At 70.9% G+C, this 19,195-nt stretch carries 18 protein-coding genes and 1 tRNA gene; 8 read left to right on the forward strand and 11 right to left on the reverse strand.

Going from position 1 to position 19,195, the window contains the following annotated elements:
- Positions 1-42: 42 nt before the first annotated feature.
- A complete protein-coding gene (gene ypfJ / locus OG371_RS16775) occupies positions 43-975 on the reverse strand; it encodes a KPN_02809 family neutral zinc metallopeptidase (RefSeq protein ID WP_329070260.1) in 933 nt (310 codons plus the stop codon).
- A 539-nt stretch (positions 976-1,514) separates the two neighbouring features.
- On the opposite strand from ypfJ, the gene OG371_RS16780 reads away from it, so the two are divergent.
- Positions 1,515-2,039 carry a MarR family winged helix-turn-helix transcriptional regulator gene (locus OG371_RS16780; protein ID WP_329070262.1) on the forward strand — a complete coding sequence of 175 codons (525 nt, stop codon included), beginning with the start codon at positions 1,515-1,517 and terminating at the stop codon, positions 2,037-2,039.
- Between the two features lie 91 nt (positions 2,040-2,130).
- On the opposite strand, the gene OG371_RS16785 is transcribed toward OG371_RS16780, so the two are convergent.
- The 3 genes from OG371_RS16785 to OG371_RS16795 form a co-directional block, all read right to left on the reverse strand.
- Positions 2,131-2,219, reverse strand: a tRNA-Ser gene (locus tag OG371_RS16785).
- A gap of 242 nt (positions 2,220-2,461) precedes the next feature.
- Positions 2,462-3,841 carry a hypothetical protein gene (locus tag OG371_RS16790; protein WP_329070264.1) on the reverse strand — a complete coding sequence of 460 codons (1,380 nt, stop codon included), beginning with the start codon at positions 3,839-3,841 and terminating at the stop codon, positions 2,462-2,464.
- A 183-nt stretch (positions 3,842-4,024) separates the two neighbouring features.
- On the reverse strand, positions 4,025-4,306 hold the full coding sequence (locus tag OG371_RS16795) for a DUF2277 domain-containing protein (RefSeq protein WP_329070266.1): 282 nt from the start codon (positions 4,304-4,306) through the stop codon (positions 4,025-4,027).
- A 99-nt stretch (positions 4,307-4,405) separates the two neighbouring features.
- Between OG371_RS16795 and OG371_RS16800 the strand changes: the two genes are divergently transcribed.
- Positions 4,406-5,350 (forward strand): Ldh family oxidoreductase, encoded by a 945-nt coding sequence (locus OG371_RS16800; RefSeq protein ID WP_329070268.1) that lies wholly within the window; start codon positions 4,406-4,408, stop codon positions 5,348-5,350.
- Between the two features lie 170 nt (positions 5,351-5,520).
- On the opposite strand, the gene OG371_RS16805 is transcribed toward OG371_RS16800, so the two are convergent.
- Complete coding sequence (locus OG371_RS16805; RefSeq protein ID WP_329070270.1) at positions 5,521-5,748, reverse strand: RNA-binding S4 domain-containing protein; 228 nt, start codon at positions 5,746-5,748, stop codon at positions 5,521-5,523.
- A 24-nt stretch (positions 5,749-5,772) separates the two neighbouring features.
- On the reverse strand, positions 5,773-6,543 hold the full coding sequence (locus OG371_RS16810) for a trypsin-like serine peptidase (RefSeq protein ID WP_329070272.1): 771 nt from the start codon (positions 6,541-6,543) through the stop codon (positions 5,773-5,775).
- 67 nt (positions 6,544-6,610) lie between these two features.
- Between OG371_RS16810 and OG371_RS16815 the strand changes: the two genes are divergently transcribed.
- Positions 6,611-7,441, forward strand: coding sequence for an SDR family NAD(P)-dependent oxidoreductase (locus OG371_RS16815; protein WP_329070274.1), 831 nt, complete (start codon positions 6,611-6,613; stop codon positions 7,439-7,441).
- A 159-nt stretch (positions 7,442-7,600) separates the two neighbouring features.
- Positions 7,601-8,302 (forward strand): hypothetical protein, encoded by a 702-nt coding sequence (locus OG371_RS16820; protein ID WP_329070276.1) that lies wholly within the window; start codon positions 7,601-7,603, stop codon positions 8,300-8,302.
- A gap of 3 nt (positions 8,303-8,305) precedes the next feature.
- Here OG371_RS16820 and OG371_RS16825 read toward each other — a convergent pair whose 3' ends face one another.
- Positions 8,306-8,962, reverse strand: a complete 657-nt coding sequence (locus tag OG371_RS16825; protein WP_329070278.1) for a response regulator — start codon at positions 8,960-8,962, stop codon at positions 8,306-8,308.
- A complete protein-coding gene (locus tag OG371_RS16830) occupies positions 8,959-10,539 on the reverse strand; it encodes a sensor histidine kinase (RefSeq protein ID WP_329073115.1) in 1,581 nt (526 codons plus the stop codon). The genes OG371_RS16825 and OG371_RS16830 overlap by 4 nt, the downstream gene beginning before the upstream one ends.
- A gap of 292 nt (positions 10,540-10,831) precedes the next feature.
- On the opposite strand from OG371_RS16830, the gene OG371_RS16835 reads away from it, so the two are divergent.
- The 4 genes from OG371_RS16835 to OG371_RS16850 all read left to right on the forward strand — a co-directional run bounded on the left by OG371_RS16835 (position 10,832) and on the right by OG371_RS16850 (position 14,544).
- Complete coding sequence (locus OG371_RS16835; RefSeq protein ID WP_329070280.1) at positions 10,832-11,638, forward strand: ABC transporter ATP-binding protein; 807 nt, start codon at positions 10,832-10,834, stop codon at positions 11,636-11,638.
- A 52-nt stretch (positions 11,639-11,690) separates the two neighbouring features.
- On the forward strand, positions 11,691-12,512 hold the full coding sequence (locus OG371_RS16840; RefSeq protein ID WP_442876164.1) for an ABC transporter permease: 822 nt from the start codon (positions 11,691-11,693) through the stop codon (positions 12,510-12,512).
- 1 nt (position 12,513) lies between these two features.
- Positions 12,514-13,569 (forward strand): ABC transporter substrate-binding protein, encoded by a 1,056-nt coding sequence (locus OG371_RS16845; RefSeq protein ID WP_329070284.1) that lies wholly within the window; start codon positions 12,514-12,516, stop codon positions 13,567-13,569.
- Between the two features lie 255 nt (positions 13,570-13,824).
- A complete protein-coding gene (locus tag OG371_RS16850) occupies positions 13,825-14,544 on the forward strand; it encodes a G1 family glutamic endopeptidase (protein ID WP_329070287.1) in 720 nt (239 codons plus the stop codon).
- A 48-nt stretch (positions 14,545-14,592) separates the two neighbouring features.
- On the opposite strand, the gene OG371_RS16855 is transcribed toward OG371_RS16850, so the two are convergent.
- From OG371_RS16855 to OG371_RS16865, 3 genes are all read right to left on the reverse strand, one after another.
- Positions 14,593-14,919 (reverse strand): antibiotic biosynthesis monooxygenase family protein, encoded by a 327-nt coding sequence (locus OG371_RS16855; RefSeq protein ID WP_329070288.1) that lies wholly within the window; start codon positions 14,917-14,919, stop codon positions 14,593-14,595.
- A 62-nt stretch (positions 14,920-14,981) separates the two neighbouring features.
- Positions 14,982-15,677: a hypothetical protein gene (locus OG371_RS16860; RefSeq protein WP_442876117.1), complete on the reverse strand. Its 696-nt coding sequence runs from the start codon at positions 15,675-15,677 to the stop codon at positions 14,982-14,984.
- Between the two features lie 283 nt (positions 15,678-15,960).
- Positions 15,961-19,032, reverse strand: coding sequence for an ATP-binding protein (locus OG371_RS16865; protein ID WP_329070290.1), 3,072 nt, complete (start codon positions 19,030-19,032; stop codon positions 15,961-15,963).
- Positions 19,033-19,195: the final 163 nt, after the last annotated feature.

A 19,195-nucleotide genomic window follows, 5' to 3' on the forward strand; every position in this document is an offset into this window, starting at 1 on the left:
TCCACGCAACCAACGCCACATTGGGGCGCTCTGGGCGGCGGGTCAGCCGAGGTTGTTGGTCCCGAAGGTGTCGCAGCGGGCGGGCTGGCCGGTCTGGAACCCGGTGGTGAACCACTTCTCCCGCTGGGCGGAGGTGCCGTGGGTGAAGCTGGACGGGTCGGCCTGCCCGCTGCCGAGCTTGGTTTGGATGTAGTCGTCGCCGATCCGGGACGCGGTGTCCAGCGCGCGGGAGATGTCGTCCTGCGTGATGTCCTGGACCAGCGGTTGCCCGCTTTCGGTCGGGGTCGTCGAGGCGTGGTTGGCCCAGACGCCGGCGTAGCAGTCGGCCTGCAGCTCGAGCCGGACCGAGCCGGACTTCGGGCCGGTGCCGGTGCCCTGCTTCGAGGTGCCGTTGAGGTTCTGCACGTGGTGGCCGTACTCGTGCGCGAGCACGTACGACTCGGTGAACAGCCCGCCCTGCGCGCCGAAGCGGGTCTTCAGCTCGTTGAAGAAGGACAGGTCGATGTAGACGTCGGAGTCGGCGGGGCAGTAGAACGGCCCGGTGTCCGAGGTCGCGCTGCCGCAGCCGGTGCGGACGCCACCGCTGAAGAAGCGGGTCGGCGCCTTCTTGTAGGTCCGGCCGGAGCGGGCGAACTCCTGCGCCCAGTAGTCCTGCACGGAGTTGACCACGGCGACGATCGCGCAGTCGTGGTCGCGGTTGGCGTCCGCGCCGGTGTGGCACTTCTGCGCCAGTGTGGTGCTGTCCACCTGCTGCCCGGAGCCGAGGTTGCTCAGGCCCAGCCCGCTTGACGCGGTGCTCGGGCCGAGGCTCACCCCGCCGAACTGCGACATCAGGAAGTAGATGACCAGGCCGACCAGGCCGAGCCCGCCGCCGCCGATCGCGACGCGGCCGCCGATCCCGCCGCCACCGCCGCCGCTGCCCCGCATGTCCTGGACCTCGGAGGTGTCCAGCCCCGCGTTGTCGTCGAATCGCACGGGGGGAGCGTAACCGGCGGGGCCGACACAAGCCTGGGTGCGGCCCTTTGCGCTGCGGGCCGCACCCAGGTACTCACGAGATTTTTCTGTTTACCGGGCGGTTGGCCACCAGCCGGGCCGGCGTCCGGCGCTGCCTTCGCGGTGCCGAGGCCGCGAGGAGAAACAACGCCACTGGCGACGTCGGATGCGCGAGGAAGAAACCGGGCGCACCGTAGTAGCCCACTCCTGCTGTTCACCATCGCGACCGAACCGGAACGGTGCCGTGCCGGCCGCGGGATACAGCGGGCGGTCAACCGCGGAAATCACCTGCCACGCCACCACCTGGCCTCTCCCGGGTGGGAAACCGGCTCCGGCGCGTCATCGGCGGCTCGCCTGGATACCTGATCAGCCCATCCGCTGCAAGCAGAATGCGCTTCTTCGGCGCGAGTCTCAACCGTTTCGTGATCCTCCTTCGGGGGATTCCGCCCCGGGCTTTTCACTGAACGCCGTAAAGGAGTGTGCGCCGAGCGTGTCCGGAAGCGGCCTTCTACCCTTCGTTCATGACCGACGACCAGGGCGTGCGCTGGCTGAACGGCGTCGAGCAGAACGCTTGGCAGGCTTACATCGTCGCGACGCTCCGGCTGCGCCAGCGCCTGCACCGCGAGCTGACCGAGGGCCACGCGGTGTCACTCGCCGACTACGAGGTGTTCGTCTGCCTGAGCCTGGCGCCGGACCGGCAGGCGCGGATGTCGGACCTGGCCGACCAGCTCGGGTCGACCAAGAGCCGGCTCTCGCACCAGATCAGCAAACTGGAGGCCGCCGGCCTGGTCCGCCGCACCCCGGACCCGGACGACAAGCGCGGGGTCCTGACCCAGCTCACGGACGCCGGCCAGACCCTCCTCGACGCGGCGGCCCCGACCCACGTCCGCGGCGCCCGGGAACACCTCATCGACCTGCTGACCCCTGAGGAGCAATCCGTGGTCGGCACGGTCTTCACCCGAGTCCTCGAACACCTGCACGACCCGGACAACGGCCGCGCTTCCCTTCCCGGCTCGCCTGGTGCCACCACGGGTCCGGATTGGTGAGCTGAGGGACGGGCCCGGCGCCTGCGCTCCGCGGCGCCCGCTCCAGGTGGACGCGACAGTGACCGGCTACTTTGCGCCGGCCACCGAAGTTTGGCGGTAGCGGCGGGATTCGAACCCGCGGAGGGCAGAACCCTCGCATGTTTTCAAGACATGATCCTTCGGCCGCTCGGACACGCTACCGCCTGCCAGGGTAGCCGATCCCCACTCACCGTCAGGCACGCGGCAAGCGCAGTCAGAGGCTCGAGCGCGGCAGTAGGTGTTCTTTCCGTCCACGAGGCGCCGGACCGCCGGCCTGGTCCACGAAGTGGCTGATCAGGTGGGCGAGCGCGTCCTGCTGTTGATGAGGTCGTCGAGCTTCACGGGGTATCGACGGATGCTGCGCGCCAACCCTGGGTTGACGCGCAGCATCCGGTCGGTTCGGCTTATTCCTCTCCGCCGGTGATCAGGCCCATGAGCTCCTGGGGAGACACGTTCCTGGCCGAGGGAACCCCGTCCTCGATCATCGGTTCGGTGTCCTTCACCGGGGGCGCCGGAGCTTCCTCCTCCGGTGCCTTTGCCCCGGACCGCTCGCCTTCTTCGGACGCGCCTCGCCCGCGTTCCTCGGCTGGTGCCGGGGTTTCCTCCTCGGTCGCTTTCCCGGCGCCGGTTGCCGCCCGGGCACCCGGCCGGGCGAGGGCCGCGGCCTCCGCTTGCTGCTCCGCCTGCAGCCGGGCCGCCGATTCGGCCGCGGTCCGCTGCGCGGCGGCCGCGTTGTCCGCCTGGGTTTGGGCCTGCTGCGCGAGGGCCTGCTGCCGGCTCTCACTGGCGACTTCCTGCGCCTGCCGGGTCCGCTCCAGCTGCTGCGCCTGGGTGTTCTGCCGCTGCATCTCGGCGACGTTCGCCTGCTGCCGCTGCGTGCTCTCGGCCTGCGCGGTCTTCAGGCTGGCGGCCTGGGCGTTCAGATTCGCGTTTTCCTGCGCCGCCGCGGCCGCGTTCGCCTGCGCCGCGGCCTCTTCCTCAGCTGCCGACGGTTTGGCCTGCGGCTGCTGCGAAGGCTGCTGCTGCCCGGCCGATTCCGGCGCACGACCGTAGTTCTGCTGCCGCTGCTGCTGTTCCCGCAGCTGCTGCTGCTGTCGCAACTGGTCGACGCTGAGGCCCATCTGCCGGTCCGACAAGCCCAGCGACTTCGTGAGTTTGTCGGTGGCCACCCGGTTCGCCTTGGCGACGTCCGACGCCGACGGCTCCGGGGGCCGGCCGACCATCCGCAAGTAGCCGGCCTTGCCGAGTTCCGCGGCGCGCTGGGCCAGCAGACTGGCGCCGATCGCACCGATGACCGCCTTCGAGCTCACCTGACCGGGCACCTGCGGGTTCGGCGCCTCGGCCGGGACATTGGTGAACGCGCCGGGCTTGACGTCGTTCCCGACTGTCCCCAACGCGTTCGCAATGCCCTCGCCCCGGTTGGCGGCGACCTGGCGAAGCGTTTCACCGGCCCCGCCGGGCATGTTCGACTTCCCGTCGAATTCATCGGTGTTCTTGGTGTCCTGCGGACCCGAGAGCGGCCGGCCGGCACCGCGGCCCCGATCATCGGACGGCAACGTCCAGCGGATTCGCTGCCGGGCCGGCCCGCCGTGCGGCCGAGGCGCGCGGCCGTGCGAGGAGTGCGCGCTGTTGCCCGGATCGCCGCTGTTGTCGTTCGTGGCCGCGGTGGCGGTCTGCGCGGTGAAGCCGGCAGTGGTGACCGCGAAGACCGTGGCGACCGCCAGTGGCAGCGCGACCTGCCGCTGGCGGCGGGCCGGGTTCTGCAGGGCCGGGGGTGGGGTCATCTCCCTGTCCAACCCCTCTGGGCGAGTGCTGGTCATGGGTATTTGTCCTTCCGCATCCGGTTTGACGTCCGAAAACGCCAGTACGCAAGGCATTCAAGCGCGCTGCCTCGGGACCGGTCCCCGAATCCGTTACGGCTCAAGCGAACGGCAGTCCGCTGTGGATACCCCCGGCGGCACCGGTGCTCAGGGCTTTTTGAGTTCCTTCAGCGCCATCCGCGCGCGGACCTCGGGACGGCGCAGCGGCGGGACGGTCGGCGGCGGCTGGCGGCGCTCGGGCAGCTCGGCCAGTAGCCGGGTGGTGATGGCCGCGATCTCGGCGACCGCTGACTCGAACGGGGCGCGCGTGGCGTCCGAAACCGACTGCACGCCGGTCACTTTGCGGACGTACTGGCGCGCGGCCGCTTCGATCTCCTCCGTGGTCGCAGCGGGATCGAGTCCGCGCAACGTGGTGATGTTTCGGCACATGCGCCTCAGGGTACGACTCTCCGGACGGCTCAAGGGCTCATCACACAGACGGGCCAACCTCGTTGACGCCGCGAGCGCGCCTTGGGCAGTCTCGATGAAGTGCCCCTCAGACCACGTTCGTTGCGTCAAGCCCGCCCCGCCGCCGCAGAAACCCCTGAAGACACCCCGATTCCCGAGCAGGTCTGGCAGCGCGTTCCGGCCGACGAACTGGTCACGCTCGTCTCCCTTGTGCTGACGGCGCACGACTTTCCCGAGTACCGCGCCCGCATGGCCGCCGAGGCGCTGTGCCACGGGGACCTCACCGGCTCGTCGGACTCCGGCGTCGCCGAGCTCACCAGCGTCCACCTGCCCGCGGTGAAAAGCGGTTACGTGCGTCCGCGCGCCGAGCCGCTGATGATCGCCGACCGCGGGGCCGCCGCGTTGCTCGACTACCGCCGCGCGCCCGGGCTGTGGGCCGTGGGCGACGCGATGGATCGCGCCATCGTGCGGGCCGGGCGGTTCGGCGTCGGGCTGGTTTCGCTGCGCGGGGTCGGGCCGTTCGGCCGCGTCGGGCACCACGCCGCGCGGGCGCTGCCGCACGGGATGATCGGCCTGGTCCTGGCCGCGGGCGGGGTGGAAGAGCATCCCGCGCACCCGCTCGGCATGGCCGCGCCGGCCGGCGCGTACCCGGAGTTCGTGCTCGACGTCGACATCGCCGACGCCGCCCGCAACCCCGCGTTCGCCGGTTTCGCCCTGCTCGTGGACGTGCTGGCCGGCGTGCTCTCCGGCGTCGCCGACCACGACCACGACACGGGCCTGCTGGTGCTGGCGATCGCGCCGACCACCCTGCGCAGCGCCGACGGCTTCTACCGCACGGCCAGTGCCCTGTTCGGCAGCATGCTCGGCTGGGAGGGCGGCGCGCCGATCCGCTACCCGGGCTGGCGCGAGGCGCAGTACCTCGAACAGTGCCGCGCCCTGGGCGTCCCGCTCAGCGCCCCGGTGCGCCGTGAACTGGACGCACTGGCCGCCGGGCTGGGGCTGCCACCCCTGACCAGCGTGGAGTGACGCGCTCGCTGTCACCGATCCGCCCCAATGTGGCGTTCGGTGCGCTCAACGCACCCAATGTGGCGTTGGGTGCGTTCAACGCAACCAACGCCACATTGGGGCGCAAACAGCGCGGCTGCGGAGAGGCCGCGGCGGCGCCGTCAGGCGGGCTCGGGCGGGCTCAGGCGGGCTCAGCTCACCAGCGTGACCCGACCGCGCTCACGTCCCACCGCCACCACGTCACCGTCGGAGAGCTGACGGCCGCGGCGGGTCTCCAGTTCGCCGTTGACCGTGACCTCTTCGGCGTCGAGCAGGTCTTTGGCGTGGGAGCCGTCCTCGGCGAGGCCGGCCAGCTTCAGGAACTGGCCGAGCCGGATCGGCTCACCGGTGATGGGCACGTCGCGCACGGGCTCGCTCATCCGCCGATCATCCGCCATCGGCGGTCAAGGTCGCGAGGTGGCTTGCCGGTAGAGCGCGGCGATGTCGTCGCCGAAGTAGCTGGAGTAAGAGACGTCGTCGGTGTCACCGCCGGACTCGTAGCCGCCGACCACGCCGATCACCGTGCCGAGCTTCGTGGCCGGGTCCGCGTCCGTGACCCACGGGCCGCCGCTGGTCCCGGTGGCGAAGCCGGGGCAGTCCACCCGCAGCTGGCGCTCGTCCTGCTGTTTCGAAGTCGTGCTGCAGACGGCCGGTGCCTCGTCGGACTCCGGGTAGCCGGTCACGTTCACGGGCCGCGCGAACGGCTGGCCCGTGCCGAGCCGGTTCGAGCCCGTGATCGCCTCGAGCGGGCGGGTCGCGCCGGTCTGGTGGGCGGTGGCGAAGCCGAAGTCGAGGTCGGGGTCGGAGGAGTCGGTCCAGCCCGGCGCCACCAGCTCGTCGCCGACGTCCCAGAAGCCGAGCGGCGCGACGCCGTCGTGGTAGCCGGGCGCGAAGGTCAGGCCGGTGAGGTAGTCGCCGCCCTCGCCGTCGTGGATGCAGTGCGCGGCCGTCAGCAGCTCGTCGCCGTGGTCGCTGTGCACGACGCTGGCAGTGCAGTAGTGCGTGCCGTCGAGGAACAGCGCGCCGACGGCGGCCGCCGGCTGCTCTGGCGGCAAGGCCTTGGCCGGCGACGAATCCGCAGGTGAGAGCCCATGACCGGCGCCGGCCACGACCGTCCCGGTCACGCTCAGCAACACCACGGTGCCGACCGTGACCACCACCCGTGCCCGTCGCATTTCCGCCCTCCCAGATGATCGTGACGTCACTAGTATCCAAAGTCTTGGACCGACGTGGGGAGCGGCGATGAAGAATTTCGCGCAGAAGGTCGCGGTGATCACCGGAGCGGGCTCGGGCATCGGCCGCGCGCTGGCCCTCGAGCTGGCCCTCCGGGGCACCCGGCTCGCACTGTCCGATGTGGACTCGACAGCGCTCGACGAGACCGTGGGCCTGGCCGGCGAGCGTGGTGCGGAGGCCCGCGGGTACGCCCTCGACGTCGCGGACCGCGAGGCCGTGCTCGCGCACGCCGAGGCGGTCGTCGCCGATTTCGGCCAGGTGAACCTCGTGGTGAACAACGCCGGGGTCGCGCTGGGCGCCACCGTCGAGGAGATGAGCTTCAAGGACTTCGACTGGCTGATGGGCATCAATCTGGGCGGTGTGGTGAACGGCACAAAGGCGTTCCTGCCGCATCTCATCGCTTCCGGCGACGGGCACCTGGTGAATGTCTCGAGCGTGTTCGGATTCATCGGAGTGCCGACGCAGAGCGCTTACAACGCGGCGAAGTTCGCCGTTCGCGGATTCACCGAGGCGTTGCGCGAAGAAATGCTGGCGGCCCGGCATCCGGTGGGCGTCAGCTGTGTGCACCCGGGCGGGATCAAGACCAACATCGTGCGGCACTCGCGTGGCGGCGACGAGGACAAGGCGGCCGCGGCGGCCGGTTTCGAGAAAATAGCCATGACCACACCGGAGAAGGCCGCGCGGACGATCCTGCGCGGCGTCGAACGGCGCGCCGCCCGGATTCTCATCGGCCCGGACGCATACGTGCTGGACGCGATCCCGCGGGTGCTCGGCTCGGCCTACCAGCGTCCGCTCGCGTCGTTGACGCGGCTGGGCCTCAAGCGCTCCGGGATGAACTGAATCGGCGGATTTCCGGGCCGACGTGCGGAAGCGGAGAACCCGGCCGGAGGCACTGGGGAAAACCCCTTCACCCAATGGAGTTGAGTTTCTGACAACTCGCCGGAAAATGCACCAGAATCCTCACGTTGATCGCGTGCCCGTCCCCCCGGAGGTTCCCCGATGCTCCGCACCGCTGACCGCCGTGCGACCCCGATCGCCGACCGCGCCGCCGCGGACCTGCTCGACCGGACCGGCATCATCGCGGCCAGCCTGCCCCGCGGGCGGCGCAGCCCCGAGGACACCGACATCGAGGACACCCAGCCGATCCCGGTGGTGCCCGGCGGCGTCACGCGGCCCGGCCCCGGCGCGGCGGCCGCGGGTGCCGCCGGCGCGGCGCTGGCCGGCGCGGCCCTGATCGGCTCGCGCCCGCGCGCCGTGGTCGTCCGCCGCCGCAAGCGCGCGTGGGTCGGCGGCGGCGCGGCGCTGGCACTGGTCGCCCTCGGCTGGCTCGGCGGCGGCCTCTTCGGCGGCAGCGTGCTGAGCGGCTCGACCGACGACGCCGTCGCGCAGTCCGACCAGCGCACCTCGGTGGCCCAGCCACAGCCCGCGCCTCAGCCGGCGCCGGTGGTCCCGCCGGCTCCCGCCCCGGCGGCCGCGCCGGTGACCGTGTACGTCCCGGTGCCGTCGCCGTCGAAGCCGGTCAAGCACAGCCCGGTCAAGCCGCCGGCCTCGCGCGCTTCGTCCGTGCCCGACGGCCAGGACACCGCGCGCGTCGACACCAAGCCCGCCCCGACGTCGACCAGCCAGGCTCCGGCGAACTCGTTCCAGGAGTACGTGGACCAGTGGGCCGAGCTGGCCAACCGGATGTCCGGCGGCCGTTGAGCCTCAACCGGCCCAGAGGTACTCGTGCTCCGGGCGTCCGGTGGCGCCGTAGCGCAGCCGCATTTCGACGGCGCCTGATTCGGCCAGCGCGGTGAGGTAACGCTGGGCGGTAGCCCGCGCCATGCCCAGCTCTCCGGCGATCTCCGCGGCCGAGAGCGGGACCGGGGAGTTGCGCAGCTGCTCCGAAACCAGCCGCGACGTCGCGCTGGACTGGCCTTTCGGGGCCGCGGCCCGGTCCTGGTCGTGCAACGCCCGGTAGGCGCGGTCGACGTCGTCCTGCGTCAGCGCGCGGTCGTTGGCCAGCTGGCCCCGGTACCGGGCGTACGAGGTGAGCCGTTCGGCCAGCTGCCGGGTGGTGAAGGGTTTGATCAGGTAGTTCAGCGCGCCCGCGCGGATCGCCGCGCCGATCGAGCGCGGGTCCGTGGCTGCGGACAGGACGATGGTGTCGGTCTGCAGGTCCGGCAGCACGGACAGGCCGGGCTCGTCCGGCAGGTAGACGTCCAGCAGCACCAGGTCCGGCGACAGCTCGCGGACGCGGGCGCGCGCCTCGGCCGCGGTGTGGGCGATGCCCGCGACCGCGAAGCCCGGCACCTCCGTCACGAAGGCCGCGTGCACGCCGGCCACGCGGAAGTCGTCGTCCACGATCAGGGTGCGGATCATTCGGCGGCCTCCACGAGCAGTTCCGGCAGTTTCGCGACGAACAGGGCCCCGGACGACGGGCCACCGGGGTCGGCCAACCACACGTCGCCGCCGCGGGCCCGGGCGGCCTGGCGCGCCAGTGCGAGGCCGAGGCCGTGGCCGGGCGCGATCTTGGACGACACGCCCTCGTCGAACAGCGTCGCCCGGAGTTCTTCGGTCACCCCGGAGCCACTGTCCACAACGGACACATGCAGCGTCGTGCCGTCGGCCAGCAGCGCGACCTCCACCGACGCCGGGCGCCGCGGGCTCATCCGCGCGGCGTGCAGGGCGTTGTCCACCAGGTTGCCGATCACGGTGCCCGCCGCGATCGGGTCGGTCACCGCGGTGGGCACCCAGGAGTCGTCGGCCAGCTTCAGCTCCATGCCTTTTTCTTGCGCCTGCTCGGTTTTCGCCACGAGCAGGGCTTGCAGGTACGGGTCCGCGACGGTGTCGCCGAGCGCGTGCGGCCGTCCGGCGGTCGTCTCGGTGAGCGTCTGCAGGTACTCCTCCGCCTCGGTGTGGTGGCCGAGCTGCAGCAGCCCCGACAGCGTGTGCAGCCGGTTCGCGAACTCGTGCCGCTGCGCCCGCAGACCGTCCGAAAGGGACCGGATGCCGTCCAGCTCGCGGGTGAGCGTGTCGAGGTCCGTGCGGTCGCGGAAGGTCAGCACGGTGCCGAGCGGACGGTCGTCCCGGTGGACGGCGCGCGAGTTGACCACCAGCACCCGGTTTCCGGCCACCGCAAGGAGATTGTCCACCGGAACCCCTTCCGCGACGGCCTTGTGCACCCGCGGCGACAGCTCGAGTTCGGCGAGCGGCGCACCGACCGGTAGCTCGGTGTCCAGCAGCCGCTCGGCCTCGTCGTTGCGCACGGACACCCGCTGCTGCCCGTCCAGCGCCAGCACGCCCTCGCCGATGCCGTGCAGCACGGCCTCGCGTTCGTAGAGCAGCTCGGTCAGCTCGTGCGGTTCGAGGCCGTGGGTGACCCGCCGGAGACGGCGGTTGAGCAGGGCGGACGCGCCGACGCCGAGCAGCAGCGCGCAACCCCCGAAGATCAGGGTGAGTACCAGCAGCCGGTTGAAGTCGCCGGTCAGGTCGATGATCCGGTACCCGACGCTGACCTCGCCGACCACCCGATCTCCTTGCCAGATCGGTGTTTTGCTTCGCACCGATGGCCCGAGCGTGCCGTCGTTGTACTGGGTGGTCACGTCGTTGCCCGCCAGCGCTTCCGCGGGCGAAGTGCTCACCGGCTGGCCGATCTCGTCGGGCGTGGGATGCGCGAGCCGGATGCCGCGGTCGTCGGTGATCACCACGAACAGTGCGTCGGTCCTGAGCTGCACCGCTTGCGAGCGCTGTTGCAGCGCCCCACCCTGTTGCCGCGCGGCCGCGCCGTCGATCACCACCGGGTCCGTGGCCACCGATTTGGCGACGGCCAGCGCCCGTTCGCCGTACTGGTTGGCCAGCGCGTCTCGCAGCAGCCCACTGAACAGCCCGACGCCCAGACCGACCACCAGCGCCACCACACCGATCTGCAGCAGCAGGACCTGGCGGGTGAACCGCATGCGCGGAAAAAGCGCCGACTTTGGCATGCCAGGGAACATACTGTGCTTTTAGGCGCCAATCCGAACGGCAGCCACGGCCATCAGGCAAACGTAGGCCGGCTCGCCTGGTCAGGCCTGCTTTAGATCGGATTGGCACCTGAGCTCAGGGCCGTGCGCTAAACGAGCAAAACGTGGAGAACGCGCAGAGCGCACGCAGAACGTCGACAAGCTTCCCGGCGGTGAAACACGCTCTTAACCTGCCAGACAGCTGTGACGCGCCCCACCTCCCCGCCGTGACGAAGGAGTCACCTCGATGGCCCCACCACTCATCGAACTCATCGGAGCCACCAAAAGGTTCCCCAGTGGATCCGGATCCGTGCACACCGCGGTCCGCGAACTGTCCATGACGGTGGACCCGGGGGAGTTCGTCGCCGTCGTCGGGCCGACCGGCTGTGGCAAGTCGACCACGTTGTCGCTGGTCTCCGGCCTGCAGCCCGCCTCCGCGGGCCAGGTGCGGGTGAACGGCGCGGAGGTCACGGCCATCCCGGACGGGGTCGGCTACATGTTCCAGACCGACGCGGTGATGCCGTGGCGCTCGGTGCTCGACAACGTCGCCTCCGGCCCGCGGTTCCGCGGGGAGTCCAAAGTAGACGCTCGCGCGAAGGCGACCGACTGGATCGCCCGGGTCGGCCTCGCCGGGTTCGAGAAGTACTACCCGCACCAGCTCTCCGGCGGCATGCGCAAGCGCGTCGCGCTGGCCCAGACGCTGGTCACCGACCCGAAGATCCTGCTGATGGACGAGCCGTTCTCCGCGCTCGACGTGCAGACCCGCGCGCTGATGCAGGACGAGCTGCTGCGCCTGTGGTCCGGGTCCGGCGCGGCCGTCATCTTCGTGACGCACGACCTGGACGAGGCCATCGCGCTCGCCGACAAGGTGGTGGTGCTGACCACCAGCCCGGCCACGGTGAAGGACGTCTTCGAGGTCCCGCTGGAGCGCCCGCGCAAGGTCGAGGACCTGCGGCTGACCGAGGAGTTCCGCAAGATCTACTCCGACATCTGGGAATCGCTGCGCGGCGAGGTCGACAAGGCCCGCCAGAAGGGAGCGACCAGTGTCGCTTGATCTGATCGTCCCGCCGTCCAACCCGAATCCCCGGATCGAGGACGAGGCGAGCATCATCGCCCGCCAGAAGCTGAAGACCAACGCGCGCCGGCGCAACATCTGGCTGCTGCGCCTCGCCATCGTCGTGGTGTGGCTGGGCAGCTGGGAGCTGGCCGGCCGGTACTGGATCGACCCGTTCTTCTACTCGATGCCGTCGAAGATCTGGGAGCGGCTGGTCGAGTGGTTCAGCACCGGCACGGACTTCGGCTCCATCTGGTACCAGATCCTGGTCACCGTCGAGGAGGCCGTGATCGGGTTCGTGCTCGGCGCGATCCTGGGCGTGGTGCTCGGGGTGGTGCTCGGCCGCAGCCAGTACCTGGCCGACGTGCTGTCGCCGTTCATCAAGGCCGCCAACGCCCTCCCGCGCATCGTGCTCGCCGCGCTGTTCGTGATCTGGTTCGGCCTCGGCATGTCGTCGAAGGTCGCGACGGTCGTGGTGCTGGTGTTCTTCGCGGTGTTCTTCAACGCCTTCACCGGCGCCCGCGAGGTGGACCGCAACCTGATCGACAACGCGCGCATCCTCGGCGCGTCGAGGTGGGCCGTGCTGAAGTCGATCGTGCTGCCGAGCGCGACCTCGTGGATCCTCTCCTCGCTGCACGTGGCGTTCGGCTTCGCGCTGATCGGCGCGGTCGTCGGCGAGTACACCGGCGCCAAGGCGGGCATGGGCTTCCTGATCTCCAACGCGCAGGGCACTTTCGACACCGCCGGGGTGTACGCCGGGATGCTGATCATCACCGTCGTCGCGATCCTGGCGGAGTGGGGCATCGGCACCGCGGAGTCGCGGCTGCTGCGCTGGCGCCCGCAGGTGAACGCCCAGGCGAGCCAGGGGATCTGAGATGCGTCTGAAAAGGACAGTCGCGGTCGCGGCCGCGCTGCTGGTCACCCTGGCCGGGGTCACGGCGTGCCGCGACTCCCGCCAGATCGACCTGGGCAGCGGCGGCAAACCGCACATCAAGATCATGATCGGCGGCCTTTCGAAGGTGATCTACCTGCCCGGCCAGCTCGCGCAGCAGATCGGCGCGTACCAGCGGCAGGGGCTGGACGTCGAGCTGTTCGACCAGCCCTCGGGCGCCAACGCCGAGACCTCACTGCTGGCCGGCGAGGTGCAGGGGGTGGTCGGGTTCTACGACCACACCATCGACCTGCAGGCCAAGGAGCAGTGCATTACCAGCGTCGTCCAGTTCTCGAACGTGCCGGGCGAGGCGGAGATGGTGTCCACCGCGAAGGCGGGCGAGATCCGGTCCGGCCAGGACTTCCGCGGCAAGAACCTCGGCGTGACCTCGCTGGGCTCGTCCACGGACTTCCTGACCAAGGCGCTGGCCGGCCGCGGCGGCGTCAGCGGCAAGGACTACACGCCGGTCAAGGTCGGCGCCGGGCAGACGTTCATCTCGGCGTTGCAGCAGGGCTCGATCGACGCCGGCATGACCACCGACCCGACCATCGCGCAGCTGACGAACACCGGCCAGGCCAAGGTGCTGTACGACATGCGGACGGTCGAGGGCACGCGGGCCGCGCTCGGCGGGCTGTACCCGGCCAGCTCGCTGTACATGAGCTGCGAGATCGTGCAGCGCTACCCGGACATCGTGCAGAAGCTGGCCAACGCGTACGTCGAGTCGCTGCAGTGGCTTTCGAAGCACACTCCGGAGCAGGTCGCGGACATCATGCCGCCGTCGTTCGCGGGCGGGGACAAGGCGCTGTACGTCAAGTCGCTCAAGGACAGCCTGCCGATGTTCACCAAGGACGGCCGGATGGACCCAGCGGGCGCGAAGAACGTGCTGAACGTGCTGGGCTCGTCTTCGAGCAACGTCAAGCCGAAGAAGGACCAGATCGATCTTTCCAAGACCTACACCACCCAGTTCGTGGACGCCGCGCACGCGCGTTCGGCGCAGTAGTCCCCGGTGCCCGCCCGTCCGGGCGGTGGGCGGGCACCGCCTCGAAGTCCGTGAAAGCCGCGTCGCCTTCCCCAATGCGGCTTTCACGGACTTTTGAGTAGTCAAAGGAGAATAAGGACATTTGGTGAATTGTTCCCGGGATATGAAAACCCTTCGAAAGTAGCTACCTATCTGCGCGCGTGAATTCAACACTGGTTGCCGGTGCACACCGTTTGTAACTCCCCGAGTCCCCATCGGTGATCAGATTGGACGCGCATGAACTCCCCCCTCTCCTCACGGTCCGTCCGGGCGCTGACGATCGCCGCCGTCGCCGCAGCGAGCCTCACGGCCGCGGCCGGCTCGGCGAGCGCGACGCCGATGTTCGGCGCGCACTTCCACGGGCAAGCCTTCTCGGGCGGTAACTGGGGCGGTTACGTCAGCACGGGCAGCTTCACCACCGCGACGGCCAGCTGGAAGGAGCCTTCGGCCACCTGCAACTCCAGCAACGACCTGTTCGCGCCGTGGGTGGGCATCGACGGCGACGGATCGTCCACTGTGGAGCAGACGGGCGTGGCCACCGACTGCTCCAGTGGCAGCGCGGTCTACCAGGCGTGGTACGAGATGTACCCGGCTGCGCCGGTGTACTACTCGAGCTCGGAGGCGCCGGTCAAGGCGGGCGACAGCATCACCGCGACCGTGACGCGCTCGGGCAACTCCTACAAGCTGGACATCAGCGACACCACCGCGGGCTGGTCGAAGACGACCACCCAGTCGCTGAGTGCGCAGCACATCACGGCGGAGGCCATCATCGAGTCGCCCACCGACTCGTACCCCTCGATCAACGGCGGCATCTCGTTCAGCGGCGTGAAGTTCGACGGCAAGAACCTCGGGGACACCAGCCCCCAGGGCCTCGACGCCGACGACGGCGGCAGCAAGACCTACAGCCCGGGCGCGATCGGCTCGGACGGCCAGAGCTTCACGATGACGGAGCACTGACCCAAGCCTGGTGACGGGGGCGCCTTCCTGGCGGAGGGCGCCCCCGCTTCATTCGGTCCGGCGCTCGAACCCGTAGGACCGTTCGACGCGCGCGACGCGGACGTCGTACTCCTCGTACCACTCCGCGCGGCCCCGGCGCCGGCTCTCGGCGTGCTCGACGTTCCTGCGCCACCCGGTGATGGCCGCCTCGTCCGTCCAGTAGGACACCGTGATGCCCACGCCGGACTCGTCGCGCGCGGAGGTCTCGCCGAGGTAGCCCGGCTGCGTCGCGGCGAGGGCCGACATCCGGCTCGCGCGCTCGGCGTAACCGTGGTCGCCCTCGGTTCGCCGGGACGTGAAGATCACCGCGTAGTACGGCGGTTCGGGTCTCTGCATGCTTGGGGTATACAACGCCGGCCGGTCCTGCGGCCAGCGATTTCGGCTCAGTTCTGCAGGGCTCAGTTCTGCAGCGCGCCGATCGCCCAGGCGATGACCATGACCGCGACCAGCAGCGAGATGATCGCCTGCAGCATCATGGTCATCTTCGCCCAGACCTTCAGCGGCATCACGTCGGTGGGGCTGAACGCGGTGGCGTTGGTGAAGGCCAGGTAGAGGTAGTCGAGGTAGCGCGGCTCCCAGTCGTCGTGGGTCAGCTCGGGGCTGTCCATCTGGGGGAACTGCAGGTCGGCGTACTGGGCCTGCCCGTCGGCCCGCCGCGCCGACCCGCCGCGGTCGAACTCCCAGTACCAGAGCGAGAACACGACGATGTTCGTCCAGTAGACGATGCCGCCGCTGACCAGCACCTGAACCGCGTGCCCGCCGACCGACCCGTTCGCGATGCCCAGCACCAGCTGCACGGCCGAGCCGCCGTTCGCGACGCTCACCACCGCCACCACGGCCAGCGAAATGATCCGCTCGATGGTGCTGAACTCGTCCATCCGCCCGGGATTGATCAGCAACAGCGCGATGATCAGCAGCACCGACAGCCCGGGCAGCAGCCACCACGGGGCCAGCACCACGTCGTGCGGCAGCACCAGCTGCAACGCGAGCGTCACCACCACCACGCCGGTCGCCGGCCACCGCGTCTCGCCCGCGGTGCTGCGCCGCCAGGCCGGGAGCTGCGGGTCTTTCTCTTGTGGATCAGGTGAAGTCACCAGGTCACGGTAGAGCCGGAGTCGGTCCGGTGCCCGCCATCGGCGACGAACCCGGTGTGTCGGGGGCAAACGGCACCGGGCCGGTCACCAGTCGCCGGGCGGCGGGCCGCTCACCAGTCGCCGCTCACCGGCCGCCGGTCCGGTCGCCAGTCGCCGGGCGGCGGGCCGGTCGCCCTGGGCTGAAGCGCCCCAATGTGGCGTTCGGTGCGTTGGACGCAACCAACGCCACATTGGGTGCGTTGAGCGCAACCAACGCCACATTGGGGCGCTCCGCAGCAGGAGGTCAGGCGGGCAGTTTGCGGGCCACGTCGGTCCGCGTCCGGGCGCCCAGCTTGCGCAGGACTTTGGCCACGTGCTGCTCGACCGTCCGCGGGGAGAGGAACAGGCCGTCGGCGATCTCGCGGTTCGTGCGGCCCTCCGCGAGCATCCGGGCTACCTCGTGTTCGCGCGGCGACAGCTCCTGCCCGTAACCCCGGCGCCCGCGTTGCGAAGGGGCCCACGCGCCGTGTTCGCGCAGGTGGTGGCGGCATCGGCCGGCGTCCCGCGTCGCGCCCAGGCTCTCGTACGCCGTGGCGGCGGCGGACAGTGACTCGACGGCCGCGCGCTGCCCCGCGGCCAGCCGCAGCATGGCGGCGCGCTCGTGCATCGACGTCGCCAGGTACGGCATCGGCAGGCGCGCGTACGCCTCGGCCGCTTCGTTGAACAGCGCGGCCGCAGCCAGGTGCTTGCCGCGCGCGCCCGTCAGCACGGCGCGGCCCGCGTGCAGCGCGGCGGTGGCGACCGGCGCGTCCCGGCCCGCCGTGCCGCGCGCGAACTCTTCGACCAGCACGTCGGCGTCCGGCCAGCGGCCCGCCCGCGCGTACGCCTCCGCGGCGGTCGGCACCAGCGACGCCGCCCAGACCCAGACTCCCTTGCGCCGCGCGGCATCCGCGGCGACGTCGGCCGTCGAGCAGGCGGCTTCGACGTCGTCCGCCGCCAGTTGCACGCCGATCAGCACCGAAGCCGCCGAGAGGACCACCGGGATCGGGCCGTCGGCGGGCGAGTGCACCGACGCGGCGGCCAGGAACCGTTGCGCCGCAGCGAATTCACCCCGCACCGCGGCGAGGCCGCCGAGCACCAGCGACGTCTCCATCACGATCGGGCCCAGCTCGGGGTACCCGGCGCGGACGTCCTCCGCGGTCTCGGCCAGGCCGTCCCACGCACCGCGGAACCACGCGAGCCGCGCCTGCGTGCCGCGGATCAGGCCCATCGTGTACAGCGCGCCGGTCTCTGTCGCGCGGCGCGCGCCCTCCGTGACCAGGCGTTCCGCGCGATCGAGATGCCCGGACCACGACTGCGCGTCCGCCAGGTTGCACCAGAGCCGCGCCAGCTGGACCCGTTCCGCGACGCTCGCCGCGGTGTCCGGCAGCGCCTCGAACTCCGTCCACGCCGAGCCGTCGCCGATGTGCGACGCGTTGGTGATGCGGTCCACCGTGAGCGCCAGCCGCAGCTCCGGATCGGTCAGCTTCGCGTGGACGTCCCGAGCGCGCCGCATCCAGACCTCGTGCCAGGACAACGGCGTCAGCCCGTCGATCGGCTGGGCCAGCAGGTTGATCCCGCGCGCGGCGGGCTCCGGCGCATCGGCCAGCTCGCCGACGGCCTTCTCCACCTCGGCCCGCCCGCGTTCGAGCCGGCCGATCGTGCGGACCAGCAGCATGCCGAGGGAGAGCCGGATCGTCCCGCGGACCGTCGGCGGCAGCGGCCGGTGTTCGAGCACGCGCTCCAGCGTCTCGATCACGTCGGGCCGGAAGCCGCGCAACGCGACCTGGCTCAGCTTCGTCGCCAGCCGCCCGACGTCGGCCGCGTCCGCCGTCGCGAGCACGGATTGCAGCAGATTGATCGCGCGCGAGGTCTCACCGAGGACGATCGCCTCGTCGGCCGCCATTTCCGCGTAGTGGCGCCATTTCTCCATCCGCCCGGCGGCCCGCGCGTGATCGGCCAGCAGGGGGAGCGGCGGGGCCTCGGCGGTGCCCAGCACGCGGATCGCCTCGGCGTGCAGGAGCGTTCGCTCGGGTCCGGTCACCGTGTCGTACACCGCCTTGCGTGCGAGCGGATGCCGGAAGCCGTAACGGTTTTCGCCCACTTCGGCCAGCAGCCCACCGGCCAGCGCGGCGAGCAGCGCCGTCCGCAGCGACTCCTCGCCCAGCCCCGCGACGTCGCCCAGCATCGCCGGCTCCGCGGCGAAGTCCAGCACGGCCGCGGCCCGGGTGAGCTGCGCCGCCGCCTCCGGCAACGCGTCCAGCCGCTCGGTGACGGACTCGCGCAGCGCCGCCGGCACCTCGAGGTTCTCCAGCAGCCGGTCCGACAGCACCTCGCCCGCGTCCCGCAGCGCGCGCAGGGTTTCCTCGGCCACAAAAGGAATCCCGGCCGTGCACTCGTGCAATTTGCCGGCGAACTCATCGGTGACGCGGGGCAGCCCGAGCAGGTCGGCGGCCATCGTCCGCACCGCCGTCACATCCAGCGGCCCCAGCGCGACGCGAGCTGTGTGGACGGTCGGCGCCGTCCGCACCAGCGGCCCCGCCCACCCCGAGCGGTAGGCGAGCACCACGCCCAGCTGCGGCGGCAGGTCCGCGGCCAGGAACCGGATCAGGTCAAGGGTGTCCTCGTCGGCCCACTGCAGGTCGTCGATGAGCAGCAAGGTGGGTCCGCAGGCGACGAGCAATTCGCGGAACGCGCGGAAGACCCGGTGCCGCCGCGCCCCGGGCTCCGACGGAGATTCGGGAGTCGGGGGGAGCTGGCCGGCCAGCTCGGGGAGCAACGGGCGCAGGACTCCGGCGACCGGGCTGAGCGGGCCGAGCTGGTGGTCGTTTGCCTTGGTGGGTGGGCTGATGGGGCTTGCGTTCGGTCCGAGCGGGCCGAGCGGGCCGAGCGGGCCGATCGGGCCGATCGGTCCGGTCGCGCTGGGAGGACCGGCCTGGCCGCACGAGTCGGCGCGGTCGGTCGTGCTGGCGAGGCTGGTCCGACCGGCCGGTCTGAGCTGCTCGGCCGGATCGCGAGGGTCGGCTGGGCTATCCGAGCAAGCGTCGAACCGTTCGCCCACCGACCGGAGCGCTTCCAACACCGGTCCGTACGGGAAGGGCTCGCGCAGTTGCTGGCACCGCCCGGTCAGCACGCGGCCGTCCGCGAATTCGGGGCGTCGGGCGAGTTCGGCCAGCAGCCGGCTGCGGCCCATGCCCGGCTCACCCTCGATCAGGACCGCGGCGGGGCGGTGGCCGAGCACCTCGGCCACCGCGGTCAGTTCCCGTTCCCGGCCCGCGAAGGCGATGGGCCCGGTGCGCACCGAAACCGACGTGGGGCGGGATACGGCTTGCCACATCACGACCTCCTCGGCCGGTGTCCGTTTCGTCGGGAGTTCGTCGGGAGCGTAAGCAGCGGGCCCGGGTCCGTAAACCGGCCGTCGAGCTGCGGGAGTGCACGCCGCTCACACATCTGCCTACATTCGGTCACCGGTTGGCGGGTGAATGTCCGGCCGGAAATAA

The organism is Amycolatopsis sp. NBC_01480 (assembly GCF_036227205.1).
Classification (GTDB): domain Bacteria; phylum Actinomycetota; class Actinomycetes; order Mycobacteriales; family Pseudonocardiaceae; genus Amycolatopsis.

Bases quoted from the DNA above. Each gene is read 5' to 3' on its own strand.
- OG371_RS16780 (WP_329070262.1), top strand. From the start codon at position 1,515: ATGACCGACGACCAGGGCGTGCGCTGGCTGAACGGCGTCGAGCAGAAC.
- OG371_RS16790 (WP_329070264.1), bottom strand. From the start codon at position 3,841: ATGACCCCACCCCCGGCCCTGCAGAACCCGGCCCGCCGCCAGCGGCAG.
- OG371_RS16795 (WP_329070266.1), bottom strand. From the start codon at position 4,306: ATGTGCCGAAACATCACCACGTTGCGCGGACTCGATCCCGCTGCGACC.
- OG371_RS16805 (WP_329070270.1), bottom strand. From the start codon at position 5,748: ATGAGCGAGCCCGTGCGCGACGTGCCCATCACCGGTGAGCCGATCCGG.
- OG371_RS16810 (WP_329070272.1), bottom strand. From the start codon at position 6,543: ATGCGACGGGCACGGGTGGTGGTCACGGTCGGCACCGTGGTGTTGCTG.
- OG371_RS16815 (WP_329070274.1), top strand. From the start codon at position 6,611: ATGAAGAATTTCGCGCAGAAGGTCGCGGTGATCACCGGAGCGGGCTCG.
- OG371_RS16820 (WP_329070276.1), top strand. From the start codon at position 7,601: ATGCTCCGCACCGCTGACCGCCGTGCGACCCCGATCGCCGACCGCGCC.
- OG371_RS16825 (WP_329070278.1), bottom strand. From the start codon at position 8,962: ATGATCCGCACCCTGATCGTGGACGACGACTTCCGCGTGGCCGGCGTG.
- OG371_RS16830 (WP_329073115.1), bottom strand. From the start codon at position 10,539: ATGCGGTTCACCCGCCAGGTCCTGCTGCTGCAGATCGGTGTGGTGGCG.
- OG371_RS16835 (WP_329070280.1), top strand. From the start codon at position 10,832: ATGGCCCCACCACTCATCGAACTCATCGGAGCCACCAAAAGGTTCCCC.
- OG371_RS16845 (WP_329070284.1), top strand. From the start codon at position 12,514: ATGCGTCTGAAAAGGACAGTCGCGGTCGCGGCCGCGCTGCTGGTCACC.
- OG371_RS16850 (WP_329070287.1), top strand. From the start codon at position 13,825: ATGAACTCCCCCCTCTCCTCACGGTCCGTCCGGGCGCTGACGATCGCC.
- OG371_RS16855 (WP_329070288.1), bottom strand. From the start codon at position 14,919: ATGCAGAGACCCGAACCGCCGTACTACGCGGTGATCTTCACGTCCCGG.
- OG371_RS16865 (WP_329070290.1), bottom strand. From the start codon at position 19,032: ATGTGGCAAGCCGTATCCCGCCCCACGTCGGTTTCGGTGCGCACCGGG.